The sequence below is a fragment of the Apibacter muscae genome (assembly GCF_007845635.1).
Lineage (GTDB): Bacteria > Bacteroidota > Bacteroidia > Flavobacteriales > Weeksellaceae > Apibacter > Apibacter muscae.
In genome coordinates this window covers 123404-139805 of record NZ_SELG01000031.1, presented here as the reverse complement: position 1 = coordinate 139805, position 16402 = coordinate 123404, and the positions used below count along the sequence as shown (strand labels likewise).

Annotated in this window: 15 protein-coding genes; all 15 read left to right on the top strand. The window is 24.0% G+C overall.

Annotation, left to right across the window (positions count from 1 at the left end; genetic code table 11):
* Nucleotides 1–27: 27 nt before the first annotated feature.
* The 15 genes from ETU08_RS04660 (at nucleotide 28) to ETU08_RS04590 (ending at nucleotide 16390) form a co-directional block, all read left to right on the top strand.
* Nucleotides 28–1053, top strand: a complete 1026-nt coding sequence (locus tag ETU08_RS04660) for a hypothetical protein (protein WP_146261856.1) — start codon at nucleotides 28–30, stop codon at nucleotides 1051–1053.
* Nucleotides 1046–2356, top strand: a complete 1311-nt coding sequence (locus tag ETU08_RS04655) for a flippase (protein ID WP_146261855.1) — start codon at nucleotides 1046–1048, stop codon at nucleotides 2354–2356. The genes ETU08_RS04660 and ETU08_RS04655 overlap by 8 nt, the downstream gene beginning before the upstream one ends.
* A 5-nt stretch (nucleotides 2357–2361) precedes the next feature.
* The gene (gene glf / locus ETU08_RS04650) at nucleotides 2362–3459 is read left to right on the top strand and encodes a UDP-galactopyranose mutase (RefSeq protein ID WP_146261854.1); all 1098 of its coding nucleotides are present in this window, start codon (nucleotides 2362–2364) and stop codon (nucleotides 3457–3459) included.
* A complete protein-coding gene (locus tag ETU08_RS04645) occupies nucleotides 3452–4429 on the top strand; it encodes a glycosyltransferase (protein ID WP_146261853.1) in 978 nt (325 codons plus the stop codon). Before glf ends, ETU08_RS04645 begins: the two co-directional genes overlap by 8 nt.
* Before the next feature lie 395 nt (nucleotides 4430–4824).
* Entirely contained in the window at nucleotides 4825–5949 is a 1125-nt protein-coding gene (locus ETU08_RS04640) for an O-antigen ligase family protein (RefSeq protein WP_146261852.1), read from the top strand.
* A gap of 5 nt (nucleotides 5950–5954) precedes the next feature.
* On the top strand, nucleotides 5955–6932 hold the full coding sequence (locus ETU08_RS04635; protein WP_185145280.1) for a glycosyltransferase family 2 protein: 978 nt from the start codon (nucleotides 5955–5957) through the stop codon (nucleotides 6930–6932).
* 6 nt (nucleotides 6933–6938) lie between these two features.
* Nucleotides 6939–8021 (top strand): glycosyltransferase, encoded by a 1083-nt coding sequence (locus tag ETU08_RS04630; RefSeq protein ID WP_146261850.1) that lies wholly within the window; start codon nucleotides 6939–6941, stop codon nucleotides 8019–8021.
* A 304-nt stretch (nucleotides 8022–8325) separates the two neighbouring features.
* Nucleotides 8326–8889, top strand: a complete 564-nt coding sequence (locus tag ETU08_RS12105; RefSeq protein WP_146261849.1) for a glucosyltransferase domain-containing protein — start codon at nucleotides 8326–8328, stop codon at nucleotides 8887–8889.
* A 53-nt stretch (nucleotides 8890–8942) separates the two neighbouring features.
* Nucleotides 8943–9725: a hypothetical protein gene (locus ETU08_RS04620; RefSeq protein WP_146261848.1), complete on the top strand. Its 783-nt coding sequence runs from the start codon at nucleotides 8943–8945 to the stop codon at nucleotides 9723–9725.
* A 64-nt stretch (nucleotides 9726–9789) separates the two neighbouring features.
* Nucleotides 9790–11448 carry a DUF6311 domain-containing protein gene (locus ETU08_RS04615; protein ID WP_221410413.1) on the top strand — a complete coding sequence of 553 codons (1659 nt, stop codon included), beginning with the start codon at nucleotides 9790–9792 and terminating at the stop codon, nucleotides 11446–11448.
* A 65-nt stretch (nucleotides 11449–11513) separates the two neighbouring features.
* Nucleotides 11514–12620, top strand: coding sequence for a DUF1972 domain-containing protein (locus ETU08_RS04610; RefSeq protein WP_146261846.1), 1107 nt, complete (start codon nucleotides 11514–11516; stop codon nucleotides 12618–12620).
* Entirely contained in the window at nucleotides 12593–13837 is a 1245-nt protein-coding gene (locus ETU08_RS04605; RefSeq protein WP_146261845.1) for an O-antigen ligase family protein, read from the top strand. The genes ETU08_RS04610 and ETU08_RS04605 overlap by 28 nt, the downstream gene beginning before the upstream one ends.
* Nucleotides 13827–15242 carry an exopolysaccharide biosynthesis polyprenyl glycosylphosphotransferase gene (locus tag ETU08_RS04600; protein WP_146261844.1) on the top strand — a complete coding sequence of 472 codons (1416 nt, stop codon included), beginning with the start codon at nucleotides 13827–13829 and terminating at the stop codon, nucleotides 15240–15242. The genes ETU08_RS04605 and ETU08_RS04600 overlap by 11 nt, the downstream gene beginning before the upstream one ends.
* An 80-nt stretch (nucleotides 15243–15322) precedes the next feature.
* Entirely contained in the window at nucleotides 15323–15715 is a 393-nt protein-coding gene (locus tag ETU08_RS04595; RefSeq protein WP_146261843.1) for a hypothetical protein, read from the top strand.
* Nucleotides 15716–15808: 93 nt separating this feature from the next.
* Nucleotides 15809–16390, top strand: coding sequence for a cytochrome b/b6 domain-containing protein (locus tag ETU08_RS04590; protein WP_146261842.1), 582 nt, complete (start codon nucleotides 15809–15811; stop codon nucleotides 16388–16390).
* Nucleotides 16391–16402 lie beyond the last annotated feature (12 nt).

Genomic DNA, 16402 nt, shown 5'->3' with positions numbered 1-16402 from the left:
ATGAAAAATATAAATTATATAAGTTATATGAAATGCCTTTTATTGCTAGGGATGTTACTGGGGCATACTTTATTTTTTGTTTATGATAGAGATTTATTTTTTTCAAAATATTATGTGGATAATAAATATTTTTTACTAGCCTTAGTAGCTGAATTTTTGCATTTAATTACATTTTCAGGCTATTTTTTCTGTTGGGGTTTTTTATGTAATATAGTATATTTCAACTCATCTAAGCCTAAGCAAGTGAGAAAGAAAATTTTCTATAGTGCCATTAGAATGCTTATAGCATATTATATTTCTGCTTTTTCGTATAGATTTCTTTTTGACCCAGGTATAAAAAAAACTAATGTAATTAATATTTTAAAACTGAAAGATGTACCAGGATTTTCCGAATTTATATTAGCGTATTTTGGACTGATGTTAGTTATTTTGATATTTTTTCCTTGGATTAGAAAAATATCTAAATTAAATGGGTACTATATAATCCTATTTTCAATTTTATTATTTTCTCTATCCTATATTATCCCCTATGATAAAATAGGTGCTAGATTAGGTTTGTATTTAGGGTCTACAAAATATGCATTATTTCCAATTTTACTTTATTTTCCATATTTTTTGCTAGGAGTATATTTTTCAAAAAGTAAAAGGATTAAACAGAATGTTTTTGTTATAATTTTCCTAATGTTTGGAACAGCTAGTTATATAGTTTATTTCTATAAAAAAGGGGTTCCACCAACTAGATTTCCTCCTAGATTTGAATGGTTAGTAGGAGCAATGTTTTTTGTTTATATGTATTATGTAATTTCTATTTGTCTAGACAAATGGATTGTCAAGAATAATAATTATAATATGAAGAATTTATCTAATTTTGCCATATTATTAGGACAAAATACACTTTTTTATCTTATACTAAGTAATATATTTCTTTTTGCATATGATTCTATTTTTGAAAAGCAGAATATATTTAATACAATAATAATATATCTAATTGTAATATTTGTACCCTATTATCTATTAATAATAGCTAGACCTATAAAAAGGATTCATGAATAAACATGGACTTTTTAAAAATATTGCATCATTAGGTGTAGTACAGGTAGCGAATCTAATTCTACCATTAATATCAATTCCCATAATCTCTAGAATAATTGGTCCAGATAAGTTTGGAGTTGTAAACTATGCAGCTACATTTATTGGGTATTTTACCTTATTGATTGATTATGGGTTCAATTTAACAGCAATCAGAAGGGTAGCTAAAAATCCTAACAATAAAGAACTAAGAGATTTAGTCTTTAGTGAAGTATTATATGCGAAAATATTTTTATTTTTAATATCAATTGTATTATTCATACCCTGCGTACTATTTTTTGAACCACTTTATTTAGAAAAGAAAGTCGCTGTATTTACTTTTTTAACATGCATAGCGTCTTTATTATCTCAGAATTGGTTTTTTCAAGCAATGCAAGATCTTTCAAAAGTAGCCGTGTTGAATTTCCTTTCTAAATTGTTATTTACCATTTTTGTATTATTATTAGTAAGGCAAAAACAAGATTATATATGGATGCCTTTGATTACAAGCTTAGTAGCAATTTTAGTTGGATGGATTTCGTATTATTGGGGAATAAGAAAATACAATATAATTCTTAGAAGGATATCTTTAAAAAAAATCTTTAATTTATTAAATAGGGAAAAGACAATCTTTTTTTCGACAGTAGTTATAAACTTATATACGGCAACAAATATTGTTGTTTTAGGAATGTTGCAGAACGAAGAATCAGTAGGTTATTATACAGCTGCACAAAAATTAATATTGATTTCTATAGGAGTAATAAATTTACCATTATCACAAGCCTTTTATCCATATATAGGAAAGGCTTTTGGGAAAAGTAAGGAAGAAGGTTTGCAAACCACTCACAAAATATTTCCATGGGTGATAATTTTAACAAGTATATCAGGGATTATTATGTATTTATTTGCTGGCATTGGGATTAACATTTTATATGGGAATGATTTTAGACCTTCCATTCAAGTATTTAGAATACTTACTCTAGTACCTTTATTAATTGCCATAAGCAATTCATTTGGGATACAAATTATGATGAATTTAAACATGGATAAATTATTTTTCCGTATTACAAGTTCTGGAGCTTTATTTGGGCTAGTATTGAATGTGATAATGATTAAGTGGTTGGGCTATATAGGGACAGCGTGGAATTGGCTTTTAGTAGAGTTATATATTACAATTACTATGTATATTATGTTAAAAAAACAGGGAATTAATCCAATCAGTTGGAAAGAATTTAAATTAATAAGATTAAAGCAATGTATTCAATTAATGTTTAATAGAGCTAAATAATAAATATGAAAAAATATTTAATTGTTGGGTGTGGGTTTTCAGGAGCAGTTGTAGCAGAGCAATTAACAAAAAATGAAAATTGCAAAATTTTGGTTATTGATGAAAGGTCTCATATTGGAGGGAATTGTTATAGTGAAAGAGATCCGAATACAAATGTAATGGTTCACAAATATGGACCACATATTTTTAATACATCTAATAAAAAGGTTTGGGATTATATTAACCAATTTTGTGAGATGATGCCATTTGTTAACAGGGTTAAAACTGTTTATGATGGTCAAATATTTTCAATGCCCATTAATTTACATACGATCAATCAATTTTTCAATAAGAATTTTAATCCTAAAGAAGCAGAAGAATTTATTGAAAAACAAGCAGACAAATCTATATCTGAGCCTAAGAATTTTGAAGAGCAAGCATTAAAATTTATTGGTAAAGATCTTTACCAAGCCTTTTTTTACGGGTATACAAAAAAACAATGGGGTTGCGAGCCTAAAGATCTTCCAGCTTCCATACTAAAGCGATTACCAGTAAGATTTAACTATGAAGATAATTATTATTCCAATATTTATCAAGGAATACCTAGAAACGGATATACAGAAATTTTTAGAAAAATGTTGTCACATCCTAATATAGAAATAAAATTACAAACAAAGTTTAATGGAAGTTTTAATATAGATAATTTTGAGCATATTTATTATACAGGTCCTATAGATGCATTTTTTAATTACAAATACGGCAGGTTAGGTTATCGTACCGTTTATTTTGAAAGAGGAGAAGAAATTGGAGATTTTCAAGGAAATGCAGTTATAAATTATGCAGAAGAAAATGTACCCTATACAAGAGTTCATGAGCATAAGCACTTCACTCCATGGGAAAATCATGAGAAAACAATTTATTTTAAGGAATTTAGCAAAGAAACAGGTAATAATGATGAACCTTACTATCCTAAAAGATTAGAAGAAGATCTATATAAATTAGAATTATATCTAAAAGAGGTTGAAGAATTAAAAAGATATACTTTTTTGGGGAGATTAGCTACCTATAGATATTTAAATATGGACCAAGTAATAGAAGAAGCTTTAAAAATTATAAATGAATAATACCATAGTTACTGTTATTGTTACATATAATAGACTAGAATTACTTAAAAAATGTATTCAAAGTTTAAAAGATCAAACATTGAATACACATATATTAGTTGTAAATAATGGAAGTACAGATGGGACTAAAAATTGGCTTTTAGAACAAAAAGATATTGTAGTCATAAATCAAGAAAATGAAGGTGGAGCAGGAGGGTTTTATAGAGGTATGAAAGAAGCCTATGAAAGAGGATATGATTGGATTTGGGTAATGGATGATGATGCTTTTCCAGAAAAAGATTGCTTAAATAAGTTAATGTTGTACTCTGGGGAAGCAAGAGTTTTAGCTCCATTAGTTATAGAAAATGAAAATATTGATAAATTACATAGAGGAAGAATAAATTTTGATAGAATAAATATCCCTATATTTCAGATACCAATAAATAATTATGACCTTTTTCAAGATAAAAACATCTCTATTACAATAGACTTTATTTCTTTTATAGGGCTTTTGATGAATAGAGATATTATAGAAGAAGTAGGTTATCCTAAAAAAGAATATTTTATTTTTAATGATGATGTTGAATATTCTCTAAGAATTAAAAAGAAAGGTATTAAGTGTTTACTTATTAAAAACACATGTATATATCATAAAAAATATGAGATAAATAAATTTGAATTAGGAAATTATAAATTCTTTAGAAAAGAGGTGAAAAACATTTTTTTTTATAAAAAATTTAAAAAAGAAAAAAAAATACCTTATTTTCGGTTATTAGAATTTAGAAATTCAATAATAAATGTATTAGATTATAGTAATAAAATAACCACAAACAAAATATTTATAATAATTTATTTTTTAAAACAAAGTTTAAAATCTTTATTTATTTTCAAAGAGGGAAAAAAGACGGTTTTTTTATTATATATTTCTCTTATACAGGGATTACATAGGAATATAAATAATAAAAAAATAAAAGATTATTATGATAAATAAATTGATTTAAAATGCAGAGTATATTAAATGAAAATAAGGTAATGATTAATATTAATTAAAAAAATAGTTATTACAATAATATGATTTTTCTTGAATTAAATTAGATGAAGTTTTTATTCTTATCAATTATTGGCATAGTTTTTTTGGGAATACTCTTTAGTAAGGGGTATAAGAAATTGTATTGGATCCTTTTTGGTATTGTTTTTTTAGATAATGGAATTATTATCTATAATTATTTAGCACCAATAGTAAGGGTTTGGGTTTTAGGCCTTTTTCTTTCAATTTTATGGGACTTATATAAAACAAAGTCAAGGAGTAGTGCTATAAGTGTTTTAGATTCGAAATATACAAAAATTATATTTTTATTTTCAATTAGTATATTAATTTTATGTTTAATGGATGAGAGACATTCTCTTATAAAAAATGGAATTAGAGCATTTACATATATGTGTGATTATTTTCTAATTTTATTACTTTCTAGCTATTTTATTAAAAATACTAATGAAGTTATTAAGCTATCAAAGTTCTTCTATTACTTAATGTTTGGATGTGCATTGTACAGTATTTATGTGCTTTTTTCCTTACATAATCCATATTCATTATTGATAAGTAAAGTTTATAATGTTAATGATATATCAGGTCATTTTATAAATAGAACAAGAGTAGCAATATCTTCTGTTATAACACATCCGCATAAAAATGGAGCTTTTATTGCAATAGCAATTCTTATACGTTTTTTCTTCTGGGTAAATAAAAAAAATAAATGGCATTTTAATTTATTTCAAATTTTTATTTTGGTGATAATGATAATAAGTCAACTAATTTCGAATTCAAGATCAGTAGGTTGGGGAATGATTTTAGGGTTTGTTATATTTATATCGCTTTATAAATTTAAAATTAAACAAAAGGTAGTTTTTTTTATAGTAGCTATCTGTTATTTGTTATTACTTAATTTTGCCACAAAATTAAATCTAAGATATATCAGTGAACATTTTATAAGTAAGTATTATATAATTAAGTCTGATAATAAAAATTCAGATGTAGATAATTTTAAATTAGATAATAAAACATATGAAAATTCAGGAAGTACTATCTCCATGCGTACGATGCAGCTAAAAAAATCATATGAATTAATGAAATCTGATGTATGGAAAGGGAATGGTTATAGATGGTTAAGTGAAAATTTAGGTTTTGATCCTTTACGTAATGATTTTATTTTAGAGGGAGGGTATTATGGCTTTGAATCATTTTTTTATATAGTTTTGATAGAATTTGGAATAATAGGGATAATAGCATATACATTACTTTTTACAGCCATATTGGTATATAATTATAATTTTATAAAATATAAAAATCAAGCTAGTTTTTTTGGTATATGTAATATATCTATTTTTTCTTATTTTTTTTTAATCATTATCCTAAATGGAGATCCAGGAATATTTACTATAACTACTCTGTTTTTGTCTATTTATACGAAAGGAGCAACATTAAGTCTCCAGAAAATAAATCATCTTAAATAATGGGTATGACCTATATTATACTATTAAATTATAATGGGTATGAAGATACTATAGAATGTTTAGAAAGTCTGTTAAAATTGAAAATAATCAACTATCAAATTATAGTAATAGATAATAGTGAAACTAATACATCAATAAATTATTTTCAAAAGTGGGCTAAAGGAGAGAGGGAGAGTATAGTAACATCTTTTCCATCTATAATATATCCACTACAAGAGAAACCAATTGATTGCATATTCATAGAGGAAAATGAGCTAATAAATTTCAAAAAAAATAAAATTATTTTCACAAAAGCTAAAGAAAATAAAGGATTTGCTGCAGGAAATAATATAGCATTGCATTATATTTTAAAATATGGAAATAAAGATTCTTTTATATGGCTATTAAATAATGATACAATAGTAGAAAATAATACTTTATCAAGTTTAATCGCTTGCTATGAGAAGGATAAATCAGTAGGAATATTGGGGGCTAAGCTTTTATATTATTATGAGCCTTCTAAAATTCAAGCAATTGGTGGTAAGTTTCATCCAAAATTTTATTATCCATATCTTGTAGGAGAGGGATTAAAAGCAACAATAAATAAATTAGAAGAAAAAATTGATTATGCAATAGGGGCTTCTTTATTTGTATCATATGAAAATTTAAATAAAATTGGAGTTTTGTGTGAAGATTATTTTCTATATTATGAAGAATTAGATTGGTCATACAGAGCAAAACAAGAAGGGTTAAAGACAGATTGGTGTCCAGAAGCAATAGTATACCATAAGGAAGGAAAAAGCATAGGTACTTCATCAAATCATAAAAAAAGAAGTATTTTATCCCAGAAGCATATGTTTAGAAGTAGAAAAATATTTTGTGAAAAATATTATAAAATTTCCTTTCAGTTTTATACATCAACATTTTTAATGTTTTTTAATAGGATTAGAAGGTTTAACTTTACTGAAGCTAGAATTGTTTTAGAGTCGATGTTTATTAAATGATTTATTATGAGAATGGTATTAATAGATAGAATAGGAATTTATTCAGGAATGAATCATTATATAGATGCATTTGTTTCAGAATTGAGAAAAAGAAAATATGAAACAAAAATAGTCTCTAATTATCAAGGAAAACAATCTATTCTTAAAAACTATTATATAGGGGGTAATATTTCAGAAAAAATATATTTATTTATAATAAGCTATATTGCTTATATTGTTCAAATTATCAAACTTCGTAAAAATAATTATTTTATCACATCCTTTTATGGAGAGGTACAAGATGTAATTTTTTTAATACCATTTTTATTTTTTTCTAAAAAAAAAATTATTCTGGATGTACATGAACTAGTAGGGCTGGATATTAAAAATAAAATTAAAAGTAGGGCTATAATATTTTTTGTTAAATTAATTTCAGGTAAAATTATCTATCACTCCAGTAGAACAGAGGAAATTATTGAAAATATTAAGTATAGTGGTGAAATATACTATTGTCCACATTTAAAATATATCTATTCTAAGGAATATGATTTAAAAAACATAAAAAAAGAAATAGAAGAATTAATAAACAGGGATAAGGTTAATTTTTTATTTTTTGGAAATATTCGAGAATCAAAAGGAATTGATTTATTATTTGAAGTTATTAATAAATTGGAAGATCAATATTTATTGAAATCTAATTTTATAATAGCAGGCAAAGATCCGGAAAATTTATTAATATCCTATTCAGATATAAAAAACATAAAAAAAATAACTCGATATATTACTGGTGAAGAAGCAAATTATTTATACTCAAATGCAGACTACATATTACTTCCTTATAAAGAAATATCTCAAAGTGGTGTACTAGAGACTGCTATTTATTTTAAAAAGAAAAGTATTTGTTCTAATATTAATTATTTTAGAGAAATAATAAAAAAATATAAAAGTTTTGGATTCTTATTTAATTCAGCAGAAGAATTTCTTTATACTATACAAAACCTTTGTGTTGAAAAGAAAGAAGATATAAATAAAGAGGATTATAATAATTATTTAAATAAAGAGGAGATAGATCAATTTTTTTATCAGTTGAATAAAAGTTTAATATTATAATTTACTATATAATAGAAATAAGAAAGAAAATACATTATCAAGTGTCTTAGTAGAATTTTATACTATTCATAAACTATGGGAAATATATTTTTTTGGATCTTAAATTTTAGAAGTAATTTTTAATCTTTGAGACTGATATAGGGTAAAATTATACAAAAACTAGGTGTAATTAAATTTAGCATAAAAAAACATAAAACAATATTCTTTTTATATTATATTAATTACATTTAAAGAAAAATTAATTCATGGATTTGAATAAATATAAAAAGAGTTTCTTCTCTCTTTTTCTTCTTTCTTTTTTTATGTGTTACCTTTAATTTTAGCTAATTTTAGTTATCTAGATGACGCAGCAAGAATTAATCATCCATTTGGCTGGAGATGGGAGGGGAGGCCATTTGCAGATGCTTTTTACTATATTATAACAGGAGGTACTTTTATTGATATATTTCCACTAACTCTTATAATGACATGTATATTGATATCTGTTTCTTCTTTGTTCTTTATTAAAAGGCTTTCTCTTGACTATAATTTGTTTTCATATTTAGTGGTACTACCTATTTTATGTAGTCCATTATTTCTTGAGAATTTATCATTTAGAAATGATAACGCAACTATGTCTTTAGCATTAGGTTTAACAATTATATCTACAACAATAGTTTGTAAAAAGAAGCACCTATTTCTTATAAAGTTATTTTTATTTTTTATAGCTCTTGGAATTTATCAAACATCTTTAAATATTTTTATTTCTCTTTCATTTTTGTTTTTTATACATGATTATAAAAATAATCGGATTCAAGCATTGAAAATATTACTTCAATCATTCTTAATAATGATATTAGGGTATATTCTATATTATATTATATTATAATTATTAAAATATACTTAGTATATATAGAAACCCCCAGTCCTTATATGAAATTAATGAGTCAAACAGTGTCTTTAGATAAGGAAGGAATGAAAAAAGTATGGAATATTTTTTTTAATTTCTTAGTTTATATAAATGCTGGTTTTAATAAGAAAATTATTTTAATTTTCGAAGTAGCTTTTATATTATCTTGTATTATAACTCTAAGATCAATAAAATTTGGTAAAAAAATTATAGATAAAGTTACTACACTTATATATATGGTTTCTCCAATTATAATTTTTATATGTATACCAGGGGCTTTAATCTTTACAGAAAATTTTAATATTCTTCCTAGGGTATTAGTAGGATCATCCATATTTATAATATTTATTCTTTATTCCTTTAATGAAGTCATGAAGAAGAATTGGAAATACTTATTAATTTTGCCATATATATATTTCTTTTCTTTAATGTATTCTTATGGAGCATCTCTAACAATATATAAAAATCATAAAGAGTATCTTATTTCTCAAATTAATCATGATTTATATAAATTAGGCATTAAAAATGGAGATAAACTATATATTTTAGGGTCTCCAGAATATCCTCCTCCAGTTTCTCTTTTTATAAGTAAACATAAGTTTACAGGATATTTTTTTCTAGCTAATAATTTTAATAGTAATAAATATTTTATAAATGAATTTTTTATTTTACATAATTTAAAAATAGAAATGTTTAATTTTGAAAAAGAATTAGATACTTATAAGCAAATAAAAGTAAAAGATGAACCTAATATTAACCAAGGAATATATAAGATATATAGGGATGGGGATGAATATATAATTTGGTTCCCTTAACCTCAATGTATTTAACTTTGCTAAGAATAGCAAATTTTAATATTGTGTTAATTAAGTAATTATTATGAAAAATAAGCTTATTTATATACTTATGTTAATTATTATATGTTTATTTTATCATATAAAATTTGGTTTAGAAACTATAATACCAACAAACATAAATTGGATTATGTCCTCAAGAGGAGATTTAGCCCAACATTATTTGGGGTGGGCTTTTTATAGTAAAGAATCTTGGGATTTTCCTTTAGGAAGGATAGAAAGTATTTATTATCCATTAGGTACAACTGTTTCCAATACAGATTCAACTCCATTATTTGCTATTTTTTTTAAACTGTTTAATTTTTTTCTACCTCAAAATTTCCAATATATAGGATTATCAATGTTTTTGAGCTATCTTTTATTATCATATTATTCAATAAGAATATTCAAATTATATAAAATTACAGGAATACTTTTGCTTTTAAGTGCAATTTTATTAACTTTTAACCCTGTATTTTTATTTAGAGGGGGCGGACATGATAGTCTATGTGCTCAATGGTTATTAGTTGCTTCTATTTATTATTATCTGATTAAAACAAATAAAAATAATGTAATTAGAATCAATATATATCAAATCATAATACTTAATCTAAGCATTATGATACATCCTTACTTAACCTTTATGGTATTATTGTTTAATTTAATTTTACCAATTAAAAACTATTTTTTTGATAAAACACTAACAATAAAACAGTTAATTGTATTACCAATAGCTTCAATTTTTTCTCTTAGTGTAACTTGTTTTTTAATTGGGATAATTGATTTAAAACACAAAACTTCTAGTTCAGCTTGGGGATATGGACATTTCTCGTTAAATCTCAATGCTTTATACAATCCCCTTCAATATTCATCTATATTAAAAGGAATTAATATAAATGAAGGCCAGTATGAGGGGTATCTTTATTTAGGACTAGGGATGATTTCATTAGTTTTGATATCAATAGGAATTGGAATTGCATATTTATGTAAAAGTAAAATAATATTTAGTAAATATTATGTATATATTCTTTTATTTATAGCTAGTTTTGCTTATGTTTTATTAGCTATCACTAATATTATAGTTTTTAATCAGAAATTTTTTCAAGTTAATCTTCCATTGAAAATATTAGATTCTTTAGGAACTTTTAGGGCTAGTGGTAGGTTGGGATGGATTTTTTATTATGTAATTATTATTTTTTCTTTAATTTATTTTAATAAAATAGAAAAAATAACAAAAAAAGGTAAAGCGGTAGTTTTATCTTTCCTAGTTATTCTTCAATTATATGATATTAAGCCTCTTTTATTTGAAAGTAATATCAAAGAAATCCCAATGGGAGATTATCATACATATTTAACTGAAAATAAATGGAATAAAATTCTTTTTAATTTTAAAGTAATTCAAACTTACCCAATCTTTACTCAAAGTTTATTAAAAGAAAATGATTTCTCTGAATTATCATATTTAGCACTAAAGAATAATGTGAAAATATCTTCTTTTTATGTTGCAAGAGATGCAAGAGGTAGAGATAAAAGAAAAGTTATTGAGGAATTTAATAAAAATATAGAAGAGAAAACACTTAATTATGAATATGTTTATATTACAACAAAGGAAAATCTAAGTTTTTTTTCAGATATAATTAAGGATGAGAATATATCCTGTGAAGAAATTGATAATTATTATCTCATATATAAAAAAATAAAATAATTTTCAGCATTGCTATATTCATAAGCTGATATAAATAGCTAACTTTGCAAAATATTTAACTTTAAATGAAAATAGCTATATTAGGTACAAGAGGAGTTCCTAATTATCATGGTGGATTTGAACAATTTGCTGAGTTTTTTTCTATATTTTTGGTAGAAAAGAAACATGAGGTTTATGTTTATAACTCTTCCCTACATCCCTATAAAGATAATATATTTAAAGGAGTTAATCTTATACATTGTAAAGACCCTGAAAACAAAATAGGTACAGCAGGGCAATTTATATATGATTTAAATTGTATTTTAGATAGTCGAAAAAAAAATTTTGATGTAATACTTCAATTAGGGTATACAAGTAGTAGTATTTGGTATTTTTTATTACCAAAGAAACCCATAATAATAACGAATATGGATGGGCTAGAGTGGAAACGAAGTAAATACTCTAAAAAAGTTCAGAAATTTTTAAAATTTGCAGAAAAATTAGGAGCCAATCATAGTGATTTCCTCATTTCAGATTCTAAAGGGATTCAGGAATATTTAAAAAGTAAATACAATAAATCATCCCAATTTATTGCTTATGGTGCAGAATTATTTTTAAATCCAAAAGAAGATAAATTAAAAGATTATAAGCTTACTCCCTATCAATATAACTTATTAATAGCTAGAATGGAACCTGAAAATAATATAGAAACAATTATTAAAGGTATAATTAATTCAAATGATCTTAAGCCATTAATAATCATAGGGAATTATAAAAATACAGAGTATGGCAAATATTTGTATTCAAGCTATAAAGATAATACTCAAATAAAATTTATAGGAGCTATTTATGATTTAGAAATGTTAAATAATATTAGGTACTATTCAAATCTATATTTTCATGGACATTCAGTAGGAGGTACTAATCCTTCTCTTTTAGAAGCTATGGCAAGTAATTGTTTAATTGTAGCACATAATAATATTTTTAATAAATCTATTTTAGGTGAAGATGCATTTTATTTTTCTAATGAAGAGGAAATAACGCAAACAGTAAAAAAGTTAAATAAACAGGATAATCGTATAAAAATAGAAAATAATACGAAAAAAATACAAAAATACTATACTTGGGATATAATAAATAATAAATATTTAGAATTTATCATACAATGTTTAGAAGAGAAAGTACAAATATAAATTTTTTATTGGCAATATTTTATGGGCTATTCTTAGGTTCTTTAATTCCTGGGTTTGCTCTCAGTAATGTAATGCTAATTCTATTAGGGATAGGAAGTATATATTTTTGTGTGAAAAATAAAAAAATAAAATATGATAAAAATTATATTCCACTTTTATTATATTTTTTATGGGCTGTTCTTTCATTGTTTTGGACCATAGATGAACATCAAACAGTAAAAGGAATAAGTAAACTGATAGGATTTTGTTTAATTCCACTATTTATATCTCAGTATCCTACAATCAAAAAAGAAAATATTTTTATAATTTTTAGAACATTGAGTTTATGTTTATTAATTTATTTTGGAGTATCAATTATAAAAGCGTATAAATTATATTCTTTAGATCATAATATAGATCATTTTTTTTATCATGACCTTTCTTTAATCTTTGAAAATAATGCTATTTATATATCCGTATTTACTTCTTTTGCCCTATTAGGATCAATTAATTTAGCTAAAAAAAATATATATGACTATATAATAATTTTATTTTTATTGATTTATTTAATTTTACTATCTTCAAAAAATATCATTTTTACAACTTTTTTAATTCAGTTATTAATTATTATATTTTTTAATAAAACTAGAAAACAAAAATTATTCATAATAATTAGTTTATTAGTTACAGCTATATTTTTTATAACACTTATATTCTTAGACTCGCCTCTAAAGAATCGTTATTTAGAGGAAAATAAATCTAATTATAAACAGATATTTAAGGATAATTCATTTAAAGATTACTATTTTGGAGGAACGACTTTGAGGTTATTAGAATTTAGAATTGGTATTGAAATGTTTTCAAAAGAAAATATTGGTATTAAAGGTTTAGGTCTATCCTCTGCACAAAAGCTGTTAGATGATTATTATAATCATTATGAAGTTCCTCGATATAAAACATATAATTTTCATAATCAATATATGCAGACATGTATAGAATTGGGGATTATAGGTGGTATATTATTATTTATTATGTTGATTTATCCACTAGTAAAATCAATAAAAAGACATAATTTATTTTTATTTTCATTTGTTATAATAATGATACTATTATTCTTTACAGAATCATTTTTAAATAGGCAAAAAGGAATACTTTTTTTTACATTTGCATATTCTATACTATTTAAGTCTCAAAAAGGGATTTTAAATGTGGATAAAAAAATAAAAAATGAAGTATAGTAGATATTCTAGAAATTTATTATCTATACAATATATAATAGACTTTTCTATTTTAGTATCTCTATCCTTATGTTTTTTAAATATACAATATGTAGAGAGTGTAGGGTATAAATATACACTTCAATATTTAATAATTTATCACTACAAAGTAATAATTTTATTTTTAGTAAGCTGGTATTTTATATCTGTAAATGTAAAATTATATGTAGGTGGTAGATTTAGTGGAATAATAGCTATTCTTCGAAAGAACCTTTATCAAGTACTTTTATTTAGTATTATAGTATTTGCTGTTTCAGGATTTAAAACAAGTGATTTATTTTCCAATCGATTGTCTATATATTTTTTAGTTACTCTTTTCATTGTAACTTCTTTTGTTAAAATTATATTATTTTTTACTATAAAAATATATAGGAGTTATGGAGGTAATTATCGGAGAGTTGTCTTTGTTGATGAGAATATAAATACCTATTCATTTATTAAATTATTATCTAAAAGGAAAGATTATGGTTTAGTTAATTGTGGTTTTTTTCTATCCAGTATAAAAGATAATGAAAAAAGAAAAAAATATAACTTTGAACTTAATAAATTTAAATCTTTCCTTTTAGAGGAAAAAATACAGATTATTTTTTATTCCTTAAATGGTAATTTTTCACAACAAATACATGATGACCTTGTTTATTTAGTACAGAAATTACATATAGAAATAAGTTTTATTCCTAGTGAAATTTATGATTCCTATAGCAGTTTGAACTTAGAGTATTATGACACATATCCCATATTAACATTTAAAAAATTCCCTTTGGATAATTTTTGGAATCAATTTTTAAAAAGAATGTTTGATATTGTTTTTTCACTTGTCGTTATAATATTTATCATAAGTTGGCTTTTTCCTTTAATAGGATTGGTAATTTTGCTAGATTCTGGGAGTCCAGTATTTTATCTTCAAAAAAGAGTAGGGTTAAGAGGGAAAGTATTTAATTGCTTTAAGTTCAGAACCATGAAAAAAAGTGTAGATAACAATATTAAAGCAACAGTTAAAGGAGATATACGAATTACACGCTTTGGTAAAATATTAAGAAAGACTAGTCTAGACGAATTTCCACAATTTATAAATGTTTTGATTGGAAATATGTCTGTGGTAGGTCCTAGACCACATATGATAATACAGGATGAGCATTATAACGATATTATATTGAAGTATAGTTTAAGACATTATGTAAAACCAGGTATTACAGGCTTAGCACAGTCCAAAGGTTTTAGAGGAGAAATAGCCACTAAGGAAGACATTCATAAAAGAGTAATTGCTGATGCATATTACGTAAAAAATTGGTCGTTTTTGCTTGATGTAATAATTATTGTAAGAACATTTTTTAATATAATTTCAGGAGATAAAAAAGCATTTTAACTATTGTGTAAATTAATTCTAAATTAAATAATAGCTCTTAAGTTTATAGGAAATAAATTAACTTTGCGTGAATGAAAATTATGGGGAAAATATCTATGTATTTAGCTACACTAATAGTTGTAGCACATATGGTTATTCCTCATCAGCACAAAGCCAAATTACAAACAGTTATTCACGAATGTTTATTTGATAATAACGATTTATTGGAAAAGGATGATAGTACCTTTATTGGTGCGATCGCTGATTTAATAAAGCATGTAAATTTAGGTGAAAAGCATTTAGAAATTTTTAAAATTTCTAATTACAAATATCAAATAAATTCTATCTCAATCTTTGAGGTTCCAGAAATAAATTTTTTAAGTTTTCAATTTAAAGAATTAAAAAGATCAACAATTTTCCCAGATTTTAATCTATTATTTTCACATCAAAGTCATCCTAGAAATCTTAGATTAAGAGCGCCTCCTATTATATAATAAATCCACACAATATTTTTATCTTATCTTTTTTCAGCTGGAATTAGGTAATCTCATTTTTATTTATTGTTAACAAATTTATTATAAACACTAATGAATAATTATAAATTTTCATTAATACATAGATTATTACATTGGTCTATGGCTCTCACAATTATTTTTATACTCATTACTATTTTTCTTAGATTGGGTTGGATGAACAAAAACATAATGGCTACTATTATATTCAATAATTTACAAGAAAATAATATTAAAATTACCCAAAAGGAAGCAGTAAGTATAGCAAAAAACATTAGGGGAAATATGTTTAATTGGCATGTATACATTGGGTATGTATTGCTAGGATTATACTTATTAAGAATTACTTATATAATTATTAAAAAAGGGAAGTTTAGAACCTCATCACTAATAAAATATTCCCTAAAAAAGAAATTTCAGTCTTTGGTGTATTTAATTTTTTATATAGGTTTAGGAATAACTCTTATTACAGGTTTATTAATTCAAAATGCACCTAAAGAATATGCTCAATCATTAAAATCAATTCATCAACTATCATTATATTTTATGTTGATTTTCTTGGTTTTTCATATGATTGGAATATTCATAGGTGAAAAATCAACGGATAAAGGAATTGTTTCTGCCATGATTAATGGTGGAGACAATATTAGCAGATAATACTAATTTTTA

Coding starts and splice junctions, on each gene's coding strand:
- ETU08_RS04635 (WP_185145280.1), top strand. CDS start 5,955: ATGACCTATATTATACTATTAAATTATAATGGGTATGAAGATACTATA.
- ETU08_RS04590 (WP_146261842.1), top strand. CDS start 15,809: ATGAATAATTATAAATTTTCATTAATACATAGATTATTACATTGGTCT.
- ETU08_RS04615 (WP_221410413.1), top strand. CDS start 9,790: ATGAAAAATAAGCTTATTTATATACTTATGTTAATTATTATATGTTTA.
- glf (WP_146261854.1), top strand. CDS start 2,362: ATGAAAAAATATTTAATTGTTGGGTGTGGGTTTTCAGGAGCAGTTGTA.
- ETU08_RS04600 (WP_146261844.1), top strand. CDS start 13,827: ATGAAGTATAGTAGATATTCTAGAAATTTATTATCTATACAATATATA.
- ETU08_RS04630 (WP_146261850.1), top strand. CDS start 6,939: ATGAGAATGGTATTAATAGATAGAATAGGAATTTATTCAGGAATGAAT.
- ETU08_RS04640 (WP_146261852.1), top strand. CDS start 4,825: ATGGATGAGAGACATTCTCTTATAAAAAATGGAATTAGAGCATTTACA.
- ETU08_RS04595 (WP_146261843.1), top strand. CDS start 15,323: ATGGGGAAAATATCTATGTATTTAGCTACACTAATAGTTGTAGCACAT.
- ETU08_RS04605 (WP_146261845.1), top strand. CDS start 12,593: ATGTTTAGAAGAGAAAGTACAAATATAAATTTTTTATTGGCAATATTT.
- ETU08_RS04645 (WP_146261853.1), top strand. CDS start 3,452: ATGAATAATACCATAGTTACTGTTATTGTTACATATAATAGACTAGAA.
- ETU08_RS04660 (WP_146261856.1), top strand. CDS start 28: ATGAAATGCCTTTTATTGCTAGGGATGTTACTGGGGCATACTTTATTT.
- ETU08_RS04620 (WP_146261848.1), top strand. CDS start 8,943: ATGAGTCAAACAGTGTCTTTAGATAAGGAAGGAATGAAAAAAGTATGG.
- ETU08_RS04655 (WP_146261855.1), top strand. CDS start 1,046: ATGAATAAACATGGACTTTTTAAAAATATTGCATCATTAGGTGTAGTA.
- ETU08_RS04610 (WP_146261846.1), top strand. CDS start 11,514: ATGAAAATAGCTATATTAGGTACAAGAGGAGTTCCTAATTATCATGGT.